The organism is Streptomyces silaceus (genome assembly GCF_001419745.1).
GTDB classification, from domain to species: domain Bacteria; phylum Actinomycetota; class Actinomycetes; order Streptomycetales; family Streptomycetaceae; genus Streptomyces; species Streptomyces silaceus.
The window spans coordinates 1-18,744 of the sequence record NZ_LIRJ01000211.1 but is presented as its reverse complement, the minus strand read 5'-3'; the positions used below and the strand labels follow the sequence as shown (position 1 = coordinate 18,744).

16 protein-coding genes are annotated in these 18,744 nt (G+C 73.6%); 8 read left to right on the top strand and 8 right to left on the bottom strand.

The features are described from left to right. Positions 1 to 1,699 (top strand): ABC transporter ATP-binding protein (locus AOK22_RS20740; RefSeq protein ID WP_055700199.1); only part of this gene is annotated, 1,699 nt, incomplete at its 5' end. Beyond that, positions 1,696 to 3,519, top strand: a complete 1,824-nt coding sequence (locus tag AOK22_RS43755; protein ID WP_193433213.1) for an ATP-binding cassette domain-containing protein — start codon at positions 1,696 to 1,698, stop codon at positions 3,517 to 3,519. The genes AOK22_RS20740 and AOK22_RS43755, both read left to right, overlap by 4 nt. Here AOK22_RS43755 and AOK22_RS41935 read toward each other — a convergent pair. Both AOK22_RS41935 and AOK22_RS20725 read right to left on the bottom strand, forming a co-directional pair. Continuing rightward, on the bottom strand, positions 3,496 to 4,104 hold the full coding sequence (locus tag AOK22_RS41935; protein WP_055700197.1) for a response regulator transcription factor: 609 nt from the start codon (positions 4,102 to 4,104) through the stop codon (positions 3,496 to 3,498). The genes AOK22_RS43755 and AOK22_RS41935 overlap by 24 nt on opposite strands. 180 nt (positions 4,105 to 4,284) lie before the next feature. Next, positions 4,285 to 4,908, bottom strand: a complete 624-nt coding sequence (locus AOK22_RS20725; RefSeq protein ID WP_055700196.1) for a TetR family transcriptional regulator — start codon at positions 4,906 to 4,908, stop codon at positions 4,285 to 4,287. Positions 4,909 to 5,120: 212 nt separating this feature from the next. On the opposite strand from AOK22_RS20725, the gene AOK22_RS20720 reads away from it, so the two are divergent. From AOK22_RS20720 to AOK22_RS20710, 3 genes are read left to right on the top strand one after another with little or no spacing between them, the layout of a single operon-like run. After that, the gene (locus AOK22_RS20720) at positions 5,121 to 6,533 is read left to right on the top strand and encodes a glycosyltransferase family 4 protein (protein ID WP_055700195.1); all 1,413 of its coding nucleotides are present in this window, start codon (positions 5,121 to 5,123) and stop codon (positions 6,531 to 6,533) included. Continuing rightward, complete coding sequence (locus tag AOK22_RS20715) at positions 6,527 to 7,291, top strand: class I SAM-dependent methyltransferase (protein WP_055700194.1); 765 nt, start codon at positions 6,527 to 6,529, stop codon at positions 7,289 to 7,291. The genes AOK22_RS20720 and AOK22_RS20715 overlap by 7 nt, the downstream gene beginning before the upstream one ends. Next, on the top strand, positions 7,288 to 8,370 hold the full coding sequence (locus AOK22_RS20710) for a prenyltransferase (RefSeq protein ID WP_055700193.1): 1,083 nt from the start codon (positions 7,288 to 7,290) through the stop codon (positions 8,368 to 8,370). Before AOK22_RS20715 ends, AOK22_RS20710 begins: the two co-directional genes overlap by 4 nt. An 11-nt stretch (positions 8,371 to 8,381) precedes the next feature. On the opposite strand, the gene AOK22_RS20705 is transcribed toward AOK22_RS20710, so the two are convergent. Further along, complete coding sequence (locus AOK22_RS20705; RefSeq protein WP_055700192.1) at positions 8,382 to 8,681, bottom strand: hypothetical protein; 300 nt, start codon at positions 8,679 to 8,681, stop codon at positions 8,382 to 8,384. A 117-nt stretch (positions 8,682 to 8,798) separates the two neighbouring features. Between AOK22_RS20705 and AOK22_RS20700 the strand changes: the two genes are divergently transcribed. Then, positions 8,799 to 9,344, top strand: a complete 546-nt coding sequence (locus AOK22_RS20700) for a hypothetical protein (RefSeq protein ID WP_055700191.1) — start codon at positions 8,799 to 8,801, stop codon at positions 9,342 to 9,344. A 7-nt stretch (positions 9,345 to 9,351) separates the two neighbouring features. Here AOK22_RS20700 and AOK22_RS20695 read toward each other — a convergent pair whose 3' ends face one another. The 5 genes from AOK22_RS20695 to AOK22_RS20675 all read right to left on the bottom strand — a co-directional run bounded on the left by AOK22_RS20695 (position 9,352) and on the right by AOK22_RS20675 (position 15,090). Then, positions 9,352 to 10,362, bottom strand: coding sequence for an LLM class F420-dependent oxidoreductase (locus AOK22_RS20695; RefSeq protein ID WP_055700190.1), 1,011 nt, complete (start codon positions 10,360 to 10,362; stop codon positions 9,352 to 9,354). A 114-nt stretch (positions 10,363 to 10,476) separates the two neighbouring features. After that, the gene (locus tag AOK22_RS20690; protein WP_055700189.1) at positions 10,477 to 11,328 is read right to left on the bottom strand and encodes a hypothetical protein; all 852 of its coding nucleotides are present in this window, start codon (positions 11,326 to 11,328) and stop codon (positions 10,477 to 10,479) included. Between the two features lie 182 nt (positions 11,329 to 11,510). Continuing rightward, the gene (locus AOK22_RS20685; RefSeq protein ID WP_055700188.1) at positions 11,511 to 12,515 is read right to left on the bottom strand and encodes an N-acetylmuramoyl-L-alanine amidase; all 1,005 of its coding nucleotides are present in this window, start codon (positions 12,513 to 12,515) and stop codon (positions 11,511 to 11,513) included. 67 nt (positions 12,516 to 12,582) lie between these two features. Then, the gene (locus AOK22_RS20680; RefSeq protein ID WP_055700187.1) at positions 12,583 to 13,233 is read right to left on the bottom strand and encodes a class I SAM-dependent methyltransferase; all 651 of its coding nucleotides are present in this window, start codon (positions 13,231 to 13,233) and stop codon (positions 12,583 to 12,585) included. Between the two features lie 123 nt (positions 13,234 to 13,356). After that, positions 13,357 to 15,090, bottom strand: coding sequence for an MFS transporter (locus AOK22_RS20675; RefSeq protein ID WP_055700186.1), 1,734 nt, complete (start codon positions 15,088 to 15,090; stop codon positions 13,357 to 13,359). A gap of 405 nt (positions 15,091 to 15,495) precedes the next feature. Between AOK22_RS20675 and AOK22_RS20670 the strand changes: the two genes are divergently transcribed. Together AOK22_RS20670 and AOK22_RS20665 are read left to right on the top strand one after the other, a co-directional pair. Next, complete coding sequence (locus AOK22_RS20670) at positions 15,496 to 17,667, top strand: acyl-CoA dehydrogenase family protein (RefSeq protein WP_055700185.1); 2,172 nt, start codon at positions 15,496 to 15,498, stop codon at positions 17,665 to 17,667. 10 nt (positions 17,668 to 17,677) lie between these two features. Beyond that, the coding region (locus AOK22_RS20665) for a thiolase C-terminal domain-containing protein (protein WP_055700184.1) at positions 17,678 to 18,744 on the top strand (1,067 nt) is incomplete at its 3' end.

Here is an 18,744-nt window from a genome sequence, read left to right as displayed (position 1 = left end):
CCCACCCACCGCCGACGCCCGCCTGCTGCGCGGCGCGACCCGGCACAGCGCCGCCCGCTGCGCGGCCCTGGCGCTGTGCGCCCTGGCGAGCGCGGGCGCGGGCCTGCTCCTGCCGCTGGCGATCGGCCGCGCCCTGGACGCCGTACTGACCGGCCACGCCACCGGCGACAGCGGTGACGCCACCCGCTGGATCGCCGCGTGCGCCGCGCTGATCGGCGCGAGCGCCCTCCTCGACGCCGTCGACGGCGTCCTCACCGGCACCACCAACGCCCGCGCCACGGCCTGGCTGCGCGGCCGTGTCGCCCGCCACGTGCTCGGCGTCGGACCGCGCGCCACCACGCGCTTCGCCCACGGCGACCTGGTGGCGCGGCTCGTCGACAACGCCGCCCACGCCGGCATCGCGCCCGCCACCTCCGCCTCGCTGCTCGCCGCCCTGGTCATGCCCCTCGGCGCCGTGGTCGCCCTCGCGCTGATCGACGTGTGGCTCGCCGCGGTGTTCCTCGTCGGGGCACCCGTCCTCGTACTCCTGCTGCGGACCTTCGTCCGCGTCTCCTCCGACTGCGTGGCCCGCTACCAGCGGGTCCAGGGCGACATCGCGGGCCGCCTCGGCGAGGCGATCGGCGGCGCCAGGACCATCGCCGCCGCGCGCACCGAGGACAAGGAGGCGGCGCGCGTCCTCGCGCCGCTGCCCGAACTCGCCCGCCAGGGACGCCGGATGTGGCGGGTCCAGGGCCGCTCCCAGGCGCAGGCCGTCGCCCTCGCGCCGCTCCTGCAGATCGCGGTCGCCGCGGTGGCCGGCCTGCTCCTGCTGCGGCACCGCATCACGGTCGGCGACCTCCTCGCCGCGTCGCGGTACGCGGTCCTCGCCACCGGAGTCGGCATGCTCGTGGGGCAGTTGAGCGGCCTGGTCCGGGCCAGGGCCGCGGCGCGGCGCCTGGAGGAGGTCCTCGCGGAGCCCGTGACGTCGTACGGCGACGCACACCTCCCGGCCACCGGAGGCCACTTGGAGATACGCGGGGTCAGGGCGGTCCGCGGCGGGCGTGCCGTCCTCGACGGCGTCGACCTGACGGTGCCCGCGGGCGGCACGCTCGCCGTGGTCGGCCGCTCCGGCGCCGGCAAGTCGCTGCTCGCGGCCCTCGCGGGACGGCTCGCCGACCCCGACGAGGGCGAGGTCCGCCTGGACGGGGTGCCGCTGCGCTCACTCGCGAGGGCGGAGCTGCGCCGCGAGGTCGGCTACGCCTTCGAGCGGCCCGCGCTGCTCGGCGCGACCCTGGCGGACACGATCGGCTTCGGCGCGCCGCGGCCCGCGCCGTCCCGGGTCCGTGAGGCGGCCCGCGCCGCCCGCGCCGACCCGTTCATCACCCGCCTCCCCGACGGCTACGCCACGCCGTGCGCGCAGGCGCCGCTCTCCGGCGGCGAGGCCCAACGCCTGGGCCTGGCCCGTGCGTTCGCGCGGGGCGGGCGGCTGTTGATCCTGGACGACGCGCTGTCGAGCCTGGACACGGTGACCGAGCACCACATCGCCGACGCGCTGCTGCGCCACACCCCGCACCGCAGCCGCCTGATCATCGCCCACCGCGCGGCGACGGCGGCCCGCGCGGACGCCGTGGCCTGGCTGCACGAGGGCCGGATCAGGGCGGTGGGCCCGCACACGGAGCTGTGGCAACGCCCGGAATACCGGGAGGTGTTCGGCGCGTGAGGTCGCAGACGCGGCGGGAGCCGCACCGTGCGGGCCCCCGGAGCCCGCGGGGGCCGCACCCCGAGAGCCCCCGGGGCCCGTACCGCAGGGGCGTCCGGTTCCTGCGGCGCAGGTGGCCGGTGGTGGTGCGGCTCGCGCTCTGGTCGGTCCTGGAGACCGGGCAGACCTTCCTCACCGGGTACGCTCTCGCGCGGGCCCTGGACGACGGGTTCCTCGCGGGGGACCGGGCGGCCGGCCTCGGGTGGCTGGGCGCGGCGGCGCTCGGCGTGGTCGTCGCGGCGTACGGGACGGGGCGGGTGTACCGCGCGGTCGCCGACCTGGTCGAGCCGCTGCGGGACAGCCTGGTGCGGCAGGTGGTCGGACGGGGCATGCGGGAGCCGGACGGCGGCGCCGTGTCCCGGCTCACCCAGCAGGTGGAGATCGCCAGGGACACCTTCGCGGGCCTGATCATGGTCTCCCGCTCCTTCGTGTTCACCGCGGTGGGCGCGCTGGCCGGTCTGTTCTCCCTGGACCCGCTCCTCCTCCTGGTGGTCGCGCCGCCGCTGCTCGCGGGGATCGCGCTGTTCGCGGCGTCGCTGCGCCCGCTGGCCCGGCGGCAGGAGCGGTTCCTGGTCGCGGACGAGGAACTCGCGGCCCGACTGGGCCTGGTCTGCCCGGGGTTGCGGGACGTCGCGGCGGCGGGCGCGGAGGACGAGGTGGCCGACGACCTCGGCCGGGGCGTGCGCGCGGAGTACGCGGCGGCCGCCTCCCTGGCCCGCTGGGGCCTGATGCGCACGGCGGCCCTCGCGACGGGCGGCCAGCTCCCGCTGGTCCTCCTGCTCGCCACCGCCCCCTGGCTCCTGGACCGGGGGGTCACCCCGGGCGCCCTGGTCGGCGCGATCGCCTACGTCAGCCAGGCCCTGCTGCCCGCCCTCCACAACCTGGTCCACGGCCTCGGCACGAGCGGCGCCCGCCTCGCGATCGTCCTGCGCCGCGTGGTCTGGGAGGGCCCGCCGGCCGTTCGGGCCGACTCCGCCCCCGCAGCCGACGCGGGCGCCCGATCCGGAGCCGGGACCGGGACACCCCCCGCCCTCCACCTCTCCTCCGTCACCTTCGCCTACGGCCCCCACGCCGAACCCGTCCTGAAGGACCTCGGGCTCACCGTCGCGCGAGGGGAGCACCTCGCCGTCGTGGGGCCCAGCGGAATCGGGAAGTCGACCCTGGCGGGGATCGTCGCCGGGGTGCTGGCGCCCGACGCGGGTGAGGTGCGGGTCGACGGGCGGGGCGTGCGGGAGGAGGGCGCCGTGGCGCGGCGTGTGCTGATTCCCCAGGAGGCGTACGTCTTCAGCGCCCCGCTCGGCGACAACCTGCGCCATCTGCGCACGGACGCCGTACCGGACAAGGAGGTGCTCGCCGCCGCCGACGCCGTGGGGCTCGGCCCGCTCCTGGAGCGGCTCGGCGGGCTCGACGCCCCCGTCGTACCCGGTGAACTGTCCGCGGGGGAGCGGCAGTTGATCGCGCTGACGCGTGCCTATCTCGCGACCGCCCCCCTCGCGATCCTCGACGAGGCGACCTGTCATCTCGACCCGGTGGCGGAGGCCCGCGCCGAGCGGGCCTTCGCGGCCCGCCCGGGCGGCACGCTCGTGGTGATCGCCCACCGCGTCAGCTCCGCCCGCCGTGCCGACCGCGTCCTCGTGATGGACGGGGCACACGCCCTGTGCGGTCGGCACGACGAGCTGATGGAGCGCTCGCCGCTCTACCGGGATCTCAACGGCGCGAGCGGCGAAGGCGCCGGTCGGGAACGGCCGGGCGGCGGTTCAGACCCAGCCCTCGCCCTGTGAGATCCGTATCGCGTCGATCCTGTTCCGCGCCCCGGTCTTCCGGGTGATCGCGGCCATGTAGTTGCGCACCGTACCGTTGGACAGATGGAGGCTGTGCGCGATCTCGGCGATCGAAGCGCCCCTCGCGGCGAGTGAGAGCACACTCAACTCCCGCCGGGTGAGGGGCATCTGGGACGCCTTGAGGAAGCCGAAGCCCAGCGAGTCGTCGACGTACCGCTGGCCCGCGGCCACCTGCCTGATCCCGGCGAGCAGCCGCTCCGGCGGACTCGCCTTGTTCACGTACCCCAGCGCGTCCGCCTCCGCGGCCCGCCGCAGCAGCCCCGGCCGGTTCGCGGTGGCGAGCACCAGGACCCGGCAGGCCCGGCCGTGCGCCGACGGCCCGGTCAGCTCGGCCAGCGGTGTACGCGCGTAGGTCGTTTCGTCGTCGAGATCCGCCACACACAGATCGGGCCGTACGCTGCGTTGTCGGCCGCGGGCGTGCGACCACGGCGCATGGAACACCTCCAGATCCGGCTCACGGGCTAGTCGCTCCGCCAGAGCCAATCGCAGTAGACAGGCGTCGTGCACGAGAAGGACCCGGATCACGCTCTGCCCCTCCAGCTCCCCGCTGACCGGTTGCTCCGTTCAAGCACGAAGACCATTCATAGCGGTGAGTACCCCCTTCGTGACGCAGAGAACTGGCCAAGGGGGAGGCCGGGGGCGCATTTGCCGTACGACTGTGCGCCCCCTATGTCACAGACAGCGCTACGACCTGCGATGGAGCGCCTATGCGCGCGCCGCAGGCGCCGTCAGGTCGATGAGCCGGCACACCGTCTCGATGTCGATCTTCACCTGCGCGATCGACGCCCGCCCGGAAAGCCAGGTGATCAGAGCCGAGTGCCAGGTGTGTTCGATCACCCGCACCGCGGACAGCTGCTGCGCCGTCGGTGGCTGGTCCAGACCCATCGCGTCCAGGATGATCGCCGTCGTCAGCCGTGAGACCGTGTCGACCTCGGGGCTCACCGAGCGGTCCGCGAACGTCAGCGCCCGCACCATCGCGTCCGCCAGGTGCGGCTCGCGCTGCAACGCCCGGAAGGCGCGCATCAGCGTCTCGGCGACCCGCTCGGCGGGCGTCTCGCCGCCCGGCGGGCGCTTCCTGATCGTCGTGTGCATGTGCTGCAGCTGGTCCTGCATGGTGGCGACCAGCAGATGGACCTTGGAGGGGAAGTAGCGGTAGAGCGTGCCGAGGGCGACGCCGGCGGCCTCGGCGACCTCCCGCATCTGCACCGCGTCGAACCCGCCCCTGCTCGCGAGCTGCGCGCTGGCGTGCAGGATGCGGCGGCGGCGCGCCTCCTGCCGCTCGGTGAGGGGCGGCGCCGCCGGGCTCGCCGCCTTGGCTTCCGCTGTCATTCGATGCCCCTCCGAAACGCCTCCCGAGATCGCACAGCATGGCAGGGAGCCCGCCGTGGCGCGAATCACCTGATCCGGGCCTTACAGCTCGCCTACCTGCCGGTAGATTCAAAGCTCGTTCAGCGATCATTCAGCGATCAAGTCTGAAACTTGTTCTAGATTACCGTCCCGGCGTAACCTCGCGGACAACCGCAGGGAGAAGGGGGCCGAGAGTGACCGCTGAGGCCATGGAAGCAGGCCCCCGCAAGGGCTCCGCCACCGACGGCGACCGCCCGTTGCGCATCGCTCTCCTCACGTACAAAGGGAACCCGTTCTGCGGGGGACAGGGCGTCTACGTACGCCATCTCTCGCGCGAGCTGGCCCGGCTCGGCCACAGCGTCGAGGTGATCGGCGCGCAGCCCTACCCGGTGCTCGACGAGGGCGAGGGCCTGGAGGGCCTCAAGCTCACCGAGCTGCCGAGCCTGGACCTCTACCGCTCGCCGGACCCCTTCCGCACGCCGAAGCGCGACGAGTACCGCGACTGGGTCGACGCCCTCGAAGTGGCGACGATGTGGACCGGCGGCTTCCCCGAGCCCGCCACGTTCAGCCTGCGGGCCCGGCGCCATCTGCGCGCCCGGCGCGGCGACTTCGACGTCGTGCACGACAACCAGACCCTCGGTTACGGCCTGTTGGGCGACCTCGGCGCGCCCCTGGTCACCACGATCCACCACCCCATCACCGTCGACCGGCAGCTGGAGCTGGACGCCGCGCCCGACTGGAAGCGCCGCGCCTCCGTCCGCCGCTGGTACGCGTTCACGCGCATGCAGAAGCGCGTCGCGCGCCGCCTCCCCTCGGTCCTCACCGTCTCCGGCACGTCCCGCCAGGAGATCGTCGACCACCTGGGCGTGCGCGAGGACCGCATCGACGTCGTCCACATCGGCGCCGACACCGACCTCTTCTCGCCCGATCCGTCCGTCGCCGAGGTGCCGGGCCGGATCGTCACGACGTCCAGCGCCGACGTACCGCTCAAGGGCCTGATCCACCTCGTCGAGGCGCTCGCCAAGGTGCGCGCCGGGCACCCCGGCGCCCACCTCGTCGTCGTCGGCAAGCGCGCCGAGGACGGCCCCGTCGCGCAGGCCATCGAGCGGTACGGTCTCGAAGGCGCCGTCGAGTTCGTCAAGGGCATCACCGACGCCGAGCTCGTCGACCTCGTCCGCTCGGCGCAGGTCGCCTGCGTCCCCTCCCTGTACGAGGGGTTCTCGCTGCCCGCCGCGGAGGCGATGGCCACCGGCACGCCGCTGCTCGCGACCACCGGCGGCGCGATACCGGAGGTCGCCGGACCGGACGGCGAGACCTGTCTCGCGGTGCCGCCGGGCGACGCGGGAGCGCTGGCCCACGGCCTGGAGCGGCTGCTCGGCGACGCCGGACTGCGGGCCCGGCTCGGCGCGGCCGGGCGGGCCCGGGTGCTGGCCAAGTTCACCTGGGCGCGCGCCGCCCAGGGCACCGCGGAGCTGTACCGCGCGGCGATCGACGGCTCCGCCGGACGCGGCGCCGCCCGCGCCGTCGCGCGCGGCCACGCGCTCCCCGCGGCCGAGGCCGCCCCCGAAGTTGCAGGACCTCACCACGAAAGCAGGGCCACGTGCTGACCGTCGACTTCACCCGCTTCCCGCTCGCCGCAGGCGACCGCGTCCTGGACCTGGGCTGCGGCGCGGGCCGGCACGCCTTCGAGTGCTACCGGCGCGGCGCGCAGGTGGTGGCCCTCGACCAGAACGGCGAGGAGATCCGCGAGGTCGCCAAGTGGTTCGCCGCGATGAAGGAGGCGGGCGAGGCCCCGGCGGGCGCGACGGCCACCGCCATGGAGGGCGACGCGCTCAACCTGCCCTTCCCCGACGCCTCGTTCGACGTCGTGATCATCTCCGAGGTCATGGAGCACATACCGGACGACAAGGGTGTGCTCGCCGAGATGGTCCGCGTGCTCAAGCCGGGCGGCCGCATCGCGGTGACCGTCCCGCGCTACGGCCCCGAGAAGGTCTGCTGGGCGCTGAGCGACGCCTACCACGAGGTCGAGGGCGGCCATATCCGCATCTACAAGGCGGACGAACTCCTCGCCAAGATGCGGGAGTCGGGCCTCAAGCCGTACGGCACGCACCACGCGCACGCGCTGCACTCGCCGTACTGGTGGCTCAAGTGCGCGTTCGGCGTCGACAACGACAAGGCGCTGCCGGTGCGGGCGTACCACAAGCTGCTCGTCTGGGACATCATGAAGAAGCCGCTGGCCACCCGGGTCGCCGAGCAGTTGCTCAACCCCGTCGTCGGCAAGAGCTTCGTGGCGTACGCGACGAAGCCGCACCTGCCGAAGACCGGGGCCGAGACCGGCGCCGACGCCGCGGTGGCCGCCAAGTGACGAGCCCGGAGCGGACCGAACACCTCGTCCTGCCCGGCGTCCTGACGGCCGATCAGGCCGCCGCGACGGTACGGGGCATCCTCGCCGTCCAGCGCGAGGACGGCGCCATCCCGTGGTTCCGCGGCCACCACCTGGACCCGTGGGACCACACCGAGGCCGCCATGGCCCTGGACGCGGCGGGCGAGCACACGGCCGCCGGGCGCGCCTACGACTGGCTCGCGCGGCACCAGAACCCGGACGGCTCCTGGTACGCGGCGTACGCCGACGGCGACGCCCACGACGTCACGGACCGCGGCAAGGAGTCCAACTTCTGCGCCTACGTCGCCGTGGGCGCCTGGCACCACTACCTCGCCACCGGCGACGAGGCCTTCCTCGACCGCATGTGGCCGGTCGTCGTGGCCGCCGTCGAGTTCGTCCTCGCCCTCCAGCTGCCGGGCGGCCAGATCGGCTGGAAGCGGGAGGCGGACGGCACGGCCGTCACGGACGCGCTGCTGACCGGCTCCTCCTCCATCCACCAGGCGCTGCGCTGCGCGCTCGCCATCGCCGAGCAGCGCGAGGAGCCGCAGCCCGACTGGGAGTTGGCGGCCGGCGCCCTCGGGCACGCGATCCGCCGCCACCCCGAGCGCTTCCTCGACAAGGGCCGCTACTCGATGGACTGGTACTACCCGGTCCTGGGCGGCGCGCTCACCGGAGCCGACGCCAAGTCCCGCATCGAGGAGGGCTGGGACCGCTTCGTCGTGCCCGGCCTCGGGGTGCGCTGCGTGGTGCCCAACCCGTGGGTCACGGGCGGCGAGAGCGCCGAACTCGCCCTGGCCCTGTGGGCGTCGGGCGAGTCCGACCGCGCGCTGGAGATCCTCCAGTCCATCCAGCATCTGCGCGATCCCGCGTCGGGCCTGTACTGGACGGGGTACGTCTTCGACGACGAGGCCGTCTGGCCGGAGGAGCTCACCACCTGGACGGCGGGCTCGCTGCTCCTCGCGGTGGCGGCGCTCGGCGGCGACGAGGCGACCTGCTCGGTGTTCTCGGGCGAGGGCCTGCCCGCGGGCCTGGACCCGGAGTGCTGCGGGGCGGCCCAGTAGCCGGGACCGGCTCAGTGGCGGCGCAGACGCCCCGCGAGTGTGTGCCCGACCAGCAGGTACACGACCGCCGCCAGGCCGTAGCCCGCGACGACCCGCGCCCAGGCGTCGTCGAAGGTGAACAGGTCATGGGACCAGCCGGCCAGCCAGCGGGCCGCGCCGTGCACGAACCGCACGAGGTCGTTGGCGCGGTTGGCGTCCAGCAGGTACATCAGGATCCATAGCCCGATGATGAAGGCCAGGACGTCCGCGACGATCACGATGATCTTCGCTGCCTCGTTGGTGCCTCGGGTGTGCCGGGTTCTGGGAGACATGGAGTACGGGTACCGCGCCTGCGCCGGTTGAAACCCGGACGGCCTCGTCCGAGTGGCGGTGCCCGGCGGGCGGGGTGAGGCTGCCGTGAGGACCGCTCACCCCAGGAGGCAGCTGCCGTGCTCAGCCCCGTATCCGTCCGCCGCGCCGGAGTCTCCCTCACCCTGTGCTGCACGCTCCTCGTGGGCGCGACCGCCTGCAACGACGACGACAAGGACAGCGCGGCGACGCCGACGGGCACCAGCTCCGCCGAGAAGCAGAAGTTCGCCAAGACCCGCTTCGTGGCCAACGCGGGGCTCGCCGCGGGGGCGACGTACCAGTGGATCGTGAAACCGTTCCGCGCGGGCACGTTCAAGAGCGGCGCGGACGGCCGGAAGTTCGCCCTGGTCAAGGCGGGCCTCGCGGGCGCCTTCACGTACAACAGGCTGAAGGCGGCGCTGAAGAACGCGGAGGGCGACCCGACGCTCGCCAAGGCCGTGGCACCGCTGAGCGCCGGCATCGACGCCCTCAAGGACCTGCCGTCCAAGCTCCGCAAGGGCGACGGCACGGACTCGATCGTGAACTCCTTCGACGGCATCATCAACGACGTCAAGGACGCGGGCAAGAGCGCGGGCGCGGAGGTCAAGGACAAGGTGCCCTCGGCGGGCGAGCTCACCAAGGGCTAGGCGGCGCCTAGGAGTTGAGCTCCGCGAGGACCCGCAGGGTGTGCGGGTCGGGGGCCAGCACGAGCAGGTCCGTCACCGGGCCCTTGCGCCACAGCTCCAGGCGCTCCGCGATGCGTTCGCGCGGCCCGATCAGGGAGATCTCGTCGGCGAAGGCGTCGGGCACGGCGAGGACGGCCTCCTCCCTGCGCCCCGCGAGGAACAGCTCCTGGATGCGCCGCGCCTCCGCCTCGTACCCCATGCGTGCCATCAGGTCGGCGTGGAAGTTGCGGGCGGAGTGCCCCATGCCGCCGATGTAGAAGCCGAGCATGGCCTTGACCGGCAGCAGCCCCTCGCGCACGTCGTCGCAGACCTTCGCGCGCGCCATGGGGGCGATCAGGAAGTTCTCCCGGAGGTCGGCGAGCGACGCCTCGTACACGTCCGTGCGGGTCGGCGACCAGTACAGCGGCAGCCAGCCGTCGGCGATCCGCGTGGTCTGCGCGATGTTCTTGGGGCCCTCCGCGCCGAGCAGGATCGGCAGGTCGGCGCGGAGCGGGTGGGTGATCGGCTTGAGCGCCTTGCCGAGGCCGGTGCCGTCCTCGCCGCCGTAGGGGTGGGCGTGGAAGCGGCCCGCCAGCTCCACCGGGCCCTCGCGCCGCAGCACCTGCCGGATCACGTCGACGTACTCACGGGTCGCGGTCAGCGGGGACCGGGGGAACGGCCGCCCGTACCACCCCTCCACCACCTGCGGCCCGGACAGCCCGAGCCCCAGCATCATCCGCCCGCCGGAGAGGTGGTCGAGGGTGAGCGCGTGCATGGCGGTGGTGACGGGGGAGCGGGCCGCCATCTGCACGACGGCCGTGCCCAGCCTGATCCGTGAGGTCTGCGATGCGATCCAGGTCAGCGGCGTGAAGGCGTCCGAGCCCCAGGCCTCGGCGGTCCACACGGAGTCGTAGCCGAGCCGCTCGGCCTCCTGGGCGAGGGCGACATGGCCGGGGTCGGGGCCGCGCCCCCAGTATCCGAGTGCGAGCCCGAGCCGCATACGCCCTCCCAGTCCCATTTCTGACGATCCGTCAGTTCACTGCCGGGAGGCGACTGTACGACAACGGCCCCCCGCCCGGAAGGGCGAGGGGCCGTGAGGTTACTGCTGGGGCGATCAGCCGCGCTGGATCCCCGTGGTGTCCTGCAGCACGCCGCGACGGCCGTCCTGCGTCTGGGCCACCAGGCCGGGGCCGCGCTGCTCGACGGCCAGGTACCAGGTGCCGGGCGCCAGTTCGGCGATCGGCGTGGGCGAGCCGTCCTCCGCGTACAGCGGACGCGGTACCGGCACGGCGAACCAGAACGGCGAGAAGTCACCGGCCGGCTGCGCCTGCGCGGGCGGCGGGGTCTGGCCGCCCTGCGGCTGACCGCCGAAGGACTGGCCGCCCTGCGGCTGCCCCGGCTGGCCGCCGTACGGCTGGCCCTGCTGCGGCTGGGCGCCCGGGTAGCCGTAGCCGCCCTGGGGCTGGCCGCCGTAGGGCTGCGGGGCGACCGGACGCGGGGCGCCCATGAGGGGGGCCTTCAGTGCGGGGACGATGTTCGTGGCCACCGCGGCGGCGGCCAGCACCAGCGCGCCGATCAGGCCGAGGATGAGGCCGACACCGGCATCGGGAGACTCGCTACGGCCGCCGAAGGCCTCGAAGAGGAAGCCGTAGGACTGGTCGACGTCGAAGATCGCGCCGAGCGAGCTCCAGGCGGAGGCGATGGTGAAGGCCACACCGAGCTGACCGAGGTCCAGGCCGATGACCTTGCGCGGCTGGGGCAGCGCGCGGGCCACGACGACGAGCGCCGCACCGATGATGCCGAGCAGGTACACGCTGAGCAGCAGGTTGCCGTTTTCCCAGGCGTTGGGCAGCTTGGAGCTGTCGCCGCCGTCGGCGTCAAGGGTGTCGAGGAACGAGGCGATGAAGAGCAACACCGCTGCTCCGATCACCACGCCGTCGCCTCGAGTGAGGGAGCGGAAATTCACTTCAGGTCCTTCGTCAGTCGTCTCGTCAGTGGAGGCGTCGCTGTCGCCGTAGTCGCGTGCGTGTCGCGGTGCGCGAAGCGCGGGGGTGGCCCCTCATCGTAGGGAGGACAATATCCTCCGGACGGTCGGGGTGTCTGCTCGGGATAAAGACGTCCACGCCTTGGAACGAGGACGTTCACGATCTACCCCCGCAGGAAGCCGACGATTCCCGACGAAATGCCCTGGGCCGCCTTCTGCCGCCACGCGCCGCTCGTCAGGAGCGCCTCGTCCTTGGCGTCCCGCATGTTGCCGCACTCGATGAACACCTTCGGGACGGTGGAGAGATTGAGTCCGCCGAGGTCCTTGCGGGTGTCGAGGCCGGTGCCACCCCCGATGTAGTTGGAGGGGGCGCTGCCGGTGGCGCGCACGAACTCGCCCGCGATCCGCTCGCCCAGCTCCTTGGAGGGGGCGACGATCGCGGAGGTGTCGGCGGCGCCGGACGTCACCTTCGCGGGCATGATCACGTGGAAGCCGCGGTTGCCCGCGCCCGAGCCGTCGGCGTGCACGGAGACCACCGCGTCGGCGTGCGCCTTGTTGCCGATGGCGGCGCGCTCGTCGACGCACGGGCCCCAGGGGCGGTCGCCGTCCTGGGTCAACTTCACCGTGGCGCCCTGCTTCTGGAGGAGCGTGCGCAGCCGGTGGGCGACGTCCAGGGTGAACGTGGCCTCGGTGTAGCCGTTGTTGGTGGACGTACCCGTGGTGTCGCACTCCTTGCGGTTCGTCCCGATGTCCACCAGGCGGTTGATCTCCGCCGTGTGCCGGAAGTTGCCCGTGTTGTGGCCGGGGTCGATCACGACGACCTTGCCCTTGAGCGGGCCGTTGGGGGCGGGCTCGCCCGCGGGCGGCTTCGTAGTCGAATCGTTGCCGTCGCCGTCCTCGCCGTCCTTGTCTTTTTCCTGCCCCTTGTCCGGCTTGTCGCTTGCCGTGGGGGAGGCGGAGCCGGACGGCGTGCCCGGGTCGGCGGGCGCGCTCGGGGAGGCGGGCAGCGATCGCGCGGGCCCGCTCCCGCCGGGGCCGCTCGTCGCCTGGTACACGAGCCAGCCGGCCAGACACGTCGGCACCAGCGCGGCCACGGTGACCGTCAGCGGACGGCCGAAGCGGCGCCGGGGCGGCTGGGAGGGATCGAATTCCGGACCTACGTACGACACGAGGGCGAGCCTATCCGCGAGGTCGGATCCCCGCTGTGGTTGAGGGCGGATCCCGCGCCGGGCGGGGTCAGATCCCGCTTCCCGTCCGCCGCAGCACGCGCAGCGAGTCCACCGCCGAGACCTCCGTGAACGCGCCGGACTCCAGGGCCCTGAGGTACACGCGGTACGGCGCCTGCCCGGTCATGATGTCGACCGGGTCGGGGAACACGTCGTGGATGACGAGCAGCCCGCCCCCGGCGACGTGCGGCGCCCAGCCCTCGTAGTCGGCCGTGGCGTGCTCGTCGGTGTGGCCGCCGTCGATGAAGACGAGGCCGAGCGGGCCGCCCCACACCTTCGCCACCTGCGGCGAGCGGCCCACGACCGCGATCACGTGGTCCTCCAGGCCCGCCTTGTGCAGGGTGCGCCGGAAGGTCGGCAGCGTGTCCATCCGCCCGACCTCGGTGTCCACGGTCTCGGGGTCGTGGTACTCCCAGCCCGGCTGCTGCTCCTCGCTGCCGCGGTGGTGGTCGACCGTGATCGCGCTCACCCCGGCCTGCCGGGCCGCGTCGGCGAGCAGGACCGTGGAGCGCCCGCAGTACGTGCCGACCTCCAGGAGCGGCAGCCCGAGCGTGCCCGCCTCGGCCGCCGCCGCGTACAGGGCGAGCCCCTCGCCGCGCGGCATGAAGCCCTTGGCGGCCTCGAAGGCGGCGAGAATCTCCGGCTTGGGCTCGGCGGCCATGGGCTTCCTCCAGGTCGTGCGTACGTGTCGTACGTATATAGGGGGCGTACGTAGGTACGGGCGCCCCATGATGCACCGCACCCCCGCCACGGGCGTGACGGGGGTGCGGGGACGGGATGCCGCTCAGGCCGGGACGTCGCTGTCGCGCGGCAGGGCGAGGTCCACCTCGACGGGGCGGTTCTCGCCGGGGTGGGCCGCCGCCGAGGCCAGCGGGCCGTGGCCGGTGGCGCGCACCGCGAGGACGTAGGAGCCGTCGCCGGGCACCGCCAGTTCATAGCGCCCGCCCTCGTCGGTGAGGGCCGCGCCCGCCTGGCGCCCGCTCCGGTCGATCAGCGTCACCTTGGCGCGGGCGACGGGCGTCCCGTCCGCGTCCCGCACCTGGCCGTGGAAGCCGGCGAGCGCCGTGACGGCGCGCTCCAGGTTGGCGTCCTCCTCGCTGCTGGCGCGCAGCTGCGTGTGGACGGAGCGGCGTGCGGAGGGCAGCAGCAGGGCGAAGAGCAGGCCGACGGCGACGGCGCCGGTGGCGATGAGGAACGAGACACGGAAGCCGTGCATGGTCGGTACGGCGACGCCGCCGACGTGGTCCGCGGTGTTGGCGAGGACCATGCCGATGACGGCGCTCGACACCGAGGTGCCGATCGAGCGCATCAGGGTGTTGAGGCCGTTGGCCGCGCCCGTCTCGGACGGGTCGACCGAGCCGATGATGAGCGCGGGCAGCGAGGAGTAGGCGAGGCCGATGCCCGCGCCGAGGACCACCGCGATGATCACGGTCTGCCAGGCGGCGCTCATCAGGCCGAGGCCCGCGCCGTAGCCGACGGCGATGATCAGCATGCCGAGGATGAGGGTCACCTTCGGGCCGTACTTCGCCGAGAGGCGGGCGTAGACGGGGGCGGTGAACATCATCGTCAGGCCGAGCGGCATCACGCACAGGCCGGCGACGACCATCGACTGGCCGAGGCCGTAGCCGGTGGCGGTGGGCAGCTGGAGCAGCTGCGGCAGGACGAGCGAGACGGCGTAGAAGGCGACGCCGACCATGATCGAGGCGAGGTTGGTGAAGAGCACCGAGCGGCGGGCCGTGGTGCGCAGGTCGACCAGCGGCGCCTTCATGCGCAGTTCCAGGACGCCCCACAGGACGAGGACGACGGCCGCGGCGGCGAACAGGCCGAGCGTGGTGCCCGAGCCCCAGCCCCAGTCGCTGCCCTTGGTGATGGGGAGGAGGAAGAGGACGAGGCCGGCGGAGAGGCCGAGGGCGCCGATCACGTCGAAGGTGCCCTCGGCGCGGACCGGGCTCTCCGGCACGAAGGCGAGGGTCAGGAGCATGGACAGGACGCCGAGGCCCGCGGCGCCGAAGAACAGCGCGTGCCAGTCGGCGTGCTGCGCGGTCAGCGCGGCGAGCGGCAGGGCGAGGCCGCCGCCGACGCCTATGGAGGAGCTCATCAGGGCCATCGCCGAGCCGAGCTTCTCGCGGGGCAGCTCGTCGCGCATCAGGCCGATGCCGAGCGGGATGGCGCCCATGGCGAAGCCCTGGAGCGCGCGGCCCACGATCATCACGACGAGGTCGTCGGTGAAACCGCAGACCAGCGAGCCGACGACCATCACGGCGAGGCTGGTGAGCAGCATCTTCCGCTTGCCGTAGAGGTCGCCGAGGCGGCCCATGATCGGCGTGGAGACGGCGCCCGCGAGCAGGGTGGACGTCATGACCCAGGTGGCGTCGGACGGCGCGGTGTCCAGCAGCGTCGGCAGGTCCTTGATGACCGGCACGAGCAGGGTCTGCATCACCGCGACGACGATGCCGGAGAAGGCGAGTACGGGGACGACTCCGCGGGTTCCGCGTGAAGGGGTCGTCGTCATCGACATTGCGTGGGGCCTCCGGGGCGAAGGTCGGCTCGGCAGGAGCGCGGGTGGTCGGCAGGGAGTACGTGTAGCTCGAACCTGTTTCCCCGGGCGACTATTCCGACGGACGTCGTACGAGGGGAACTCTTGACCCGCTGTTAACCGATTCATCGACCGGGGCGCCGGGTGCGGGCGCCGGAGCACGGGCCGTCCGCGGGGGCGCGCGGCGGGCCGGTCCAAGGGGTGCGGGTGGGGCGGCCCGGAAGCGCGCCGAGGCGGTGCGCGAGGCGCGTGCCAAGGCGACGCGGGAGGTGCGCGCCGAGCGGCGCGAGAGGCGCGCGCCAAGACGGCGCGCATCTGACCTTCCGTCAGATTGGAACGTGTTCTACTCTGTCGCCGTCCCGGCAGCTGCTACCGGCGAGGATGCGCATGGGGATCGGAATCACGCGGGAACAGCGGGAGTTGGCCTCGGCCGTGCGCGGCTGGATCGCGCGCGCCGTGCCCCCCGAGGAGATACGCAAACTGCTCGACGCCCCGCCGCCAGGCGGCGGCAGGCCCGCCCACTGGGACGGCCTCGCGGACCAGGGGCTGCTCGGCGCGCACCTGCCCGAGGAGTGCGGCGGCGGGGGCGGCGACCTCGTCGACCTGGCGGTCGTCCTGGAGGAGGCGGCACGCTCCGCGCTCCCCGGACCGCTCCTGGCGAGCTCCCTCGCCTCCCTGGTGCTGCGCCACGCGGGCGCCCACGCGCTCGCCGCCGACCTCGCGGACGGCACCCGTATCGGCGCCGTCGCCCTCGACGCGGGCGCGCTCACCGCCGTCGCCGTCCCCGACGGACACGTCCTCGACGGCACCGCCCCGCCCGTCCTGTCCGGCGGCGAGGCGGACCTGCTGATCCTGGCCGCCACCTCCGCGGCGGGACCCGTCTGGCTCGCCGTCGACGCGGCCGCGCTGACCGTCCGCCCGCACGAAAGTGCCGACCCGACCCGGCCCACCGCCGAGATCACCGCGCGGGCCGCGCACGTCCCGTCCGGCCGGGTGCTCGCCGTGGACACCGCGGCCGTCCGCGACCTGGCCGCCGTCGTCCTGGCCGCCGACGCGTGCGGCACCGCGGCGTGGGCCCTGCACACCGCGGCCGAACACGCCAAGGTGCGCGAGCAGTTCGGGCGGCCCATCGGACAGTTCCAGGGCGTCAAGCACCTCTGCGCCGACATGCTCGTCCGCCTCGAACAGGCCCGGGCCCTGGCCTGGGACGCGGCCCGCGCCGCGGACGAGCCCGCCGACGTGCGGGGGCTGGCCGCCGCGCTCGCCGCGGGCACCGCCCTGGACGCCGCGTACTCCTGCGCCAAGGACTGCGTGCAGATCCTCGGCGGCATCGGCTTCACCTGGGAGCACGACGCCCACCTGTATCTGCGCAGGGCCGTCGTGGCGCGCCAGCTGCTCGGCGCGGGCGACACGCACCGGCTGCGCGCCGTGCGCCTCGCGGAGTCCGGCGCGCGGCGCGAGCTGCGCCTGGAGCTCCCCGAGGAGGCCGCGGCGTACCGCGAGCCGGCCCGCGCGGCCGTCGAGGCGGTCCGCGGACTCGACCCGGCCGCCGCCCGCAAGGCCCTCGCGCCCACCGGATACGCGGCCCCGCACCTGCCCCCGCCCCACGGCCTGGGCGCGGGACCGGTCCAACAGCTCGTCGTCCAGGAGGAGTCGAAGGCCGCCGGGGTCAGGCTCGCGGAGCTGGGCATCGCCACCTGGGTGGTCCCCTCCCTCCTCACGTACGGCACCCCCGGGCAGCGGGAGCGCTACCTCGCGCCCACCCTGCGCGGCGACCTCCTGTGGTGCCAGCTCTTCAGCGAACCGGGCGCCGGATCCGACCTCGCCTCGCTGCGCACCCGGGCCGAGCGCGTCGAGGGAGGCTGGCGCGTCAACGGCCAGAAGGTGTGGACGAGCGCGGCCCAGTGGGCGGACCACGGGATCCTGCTCGCCCGGACGAACCCCGAGGTGCCCAAGCACAAGGGCCTGACGTACTTCGTCGTCGACATGAAGGCCGCCGCCGAGGCGGGCGGCCTCGACATCCGCCCCCTCAAGGAGATCACCGGCGACTCCCTCTTCAACGAGGTGTACTTCGACGACGTGTTCCTGCCCGAGGACGCGGTCGTCGGACAGGTCGACGACGGCTGGCGGGTGGCCCGCGACACCCTCGGCAACGAACGCGTCCACATGGCCGACCAGGTGGCCTTCGACACCGGCCTGGAGGCGCTCATCGCGCGCGCCGACGACCTCGACGGCGCCTGCCGCGCCCGCGTCGGGGCGCTCGCCGCCGAGGCCCACGCCCTGGCCTGCATCGGGCTGCGCACCACGATCCGGCAGGTCGCGGGCGCGGAGCCGGGCGCCGGAGCCTCCGTACGCAAACTCGTCCAGACCCCGCACCAGCAGAAGGTCGCCGAGCTGGCCCTGGAACTCCTCGGCCCGGCGGGCGCGGTCCGCGAGGGCGCGGCGGAGCGCGCGCTGCACGGCTTCCTGATGTCCCGCTGCCTGACCATCGCGGGCGGCACCACCCAGGTCCAGCTCAACGTCGTCGCCGAGCGGATCCTCGGCCTGCCCCGTGACTGAAGGGAACCCCATGAAGGCGTACGTGGTCGGCGTCGGGATGACCAGGTTCGAGAAGCCCGAGACGCGTGACTGGCAGTACTGGGACATGGCGAAGGAGGCGGGCACCAAGGCGCTCGACGACGCCGGGATCTCCTACGAGGACGTCGAACAGGTCCCCGTCGGCTACTGCTTCCAGGCCTCGACGGCCGGGCAGCGCGCCGTCTACGAACTCGGCCTGACCGGCGTCCCCGTCTACAACGTCAACAACAACTGCGCGACCGCCTCGACCGCGCTGATGATGGCGCGGCAGTTCGTCGAGGGCGGCGTCAGCGACTGCGTGCTCGCGCTCGGCTTCGAGAAGATGGCGCGGGGCGCGCTGGGCGGCGGCAGCGACGGCGGCGACTTCAAGACGTCGCCGGTCGCCCGGCACTACGGGATCATGGCCGCGCGCCACGGCTTCGAGATGACCCCGCCCACCGCGCAGATCTTCGGCAACGCGGCCCGTGAGCACATGGAGAAGCACGGCACGACCGAGGCACAGCTCGCGGCGGTGGGCGCCAAGAACCACCGGCACTCCACGAACAACCCCTACGCCCAGTTCCAGGACGCGTACACCGTCGACGAGATCCTCGCCGCCAAGACCATCCACCGCCCGCTCACCAAGCTCCAGTGCTCGCCGACCTCGGACGGCTCGGCGGCGGCGGTCGTCGTCTCCGAACGGTTCGTGGAGCGGCACGGCCTCGGGGACCGCGCCGTGGAGATCGCCGCCCAGGCCATGACCACGGACACCGGCGAGTCCTTCGCCTCCGGGTCGTGCATCGACGCCGTCGGGCAGCCGATGTCCCGGGAGGCGGCGCGCCAGGTGTACGAGCGGTCGGGGCTCGGCATCGAGGACGTGGACGTCGTCGAGCTGCACGACTGCTTCTCCATCAACGAACTCCTCACGTACGAGGCGCTCGGCATGTGCGCGGCGGGTGAGTCCGGCAAGCTCGTCGAGAGCGGCGCGACGACGTACGGCGGCCGCTGGGTCGTGAACCCCTCCGGAGGCCTCATCTCCAAGGGCCATCCGCTCGGCGCGACCGGCATCGCGCAGGTCGC

Bases quoted from the DNA above. Each gene is read 5' to 3' on its own strand.
- AOK22_RS20695 (WP_055700190.1), bottom strand. From the start codon at position 10,362: ATGCGGCTCGGGCTCGCACTCGGATACTGGGGGCGCGGCCCCGACCCC.
- AOK22_RS20670 (WP_055700185.1), top strand. From the start codon at position 15,496: ATGGGGATCGGAATCACGCGGGAACAGCGGGAGTTGGCCTCGGCCGTG.
- AOK22_RS20725 (WP_055700196.1), bottom strand. From the start codon at position 4,908: ATGACAGCGGAAGCCAAGGCGGCGAGCCCGGCGGCGCCGCCCCTCACC.
- AOK22_RS20675 (WP_055700186.1), bottom strand. From the start codon at position 15,090: ATGTCGATGACGACGACCCCTTCACGCGGAACCCGCGGAGTCGTCCCC.
- AOK22_RS20680 (WP_055700187.1), bottom strand. From the start codon at position 13,233: ATGGCCGCCGAGCCCAAGCCGGAGATTCTCGCCGCCTTCGAGGCCGCC.
- AOK22_RS20705 (WP_055700192.1), bottom strand. From the start codon at position 8,681: ATGTCTCCCAGAACCCGGCACACCCGAGGCACCAACGAGGCAGCGAAG.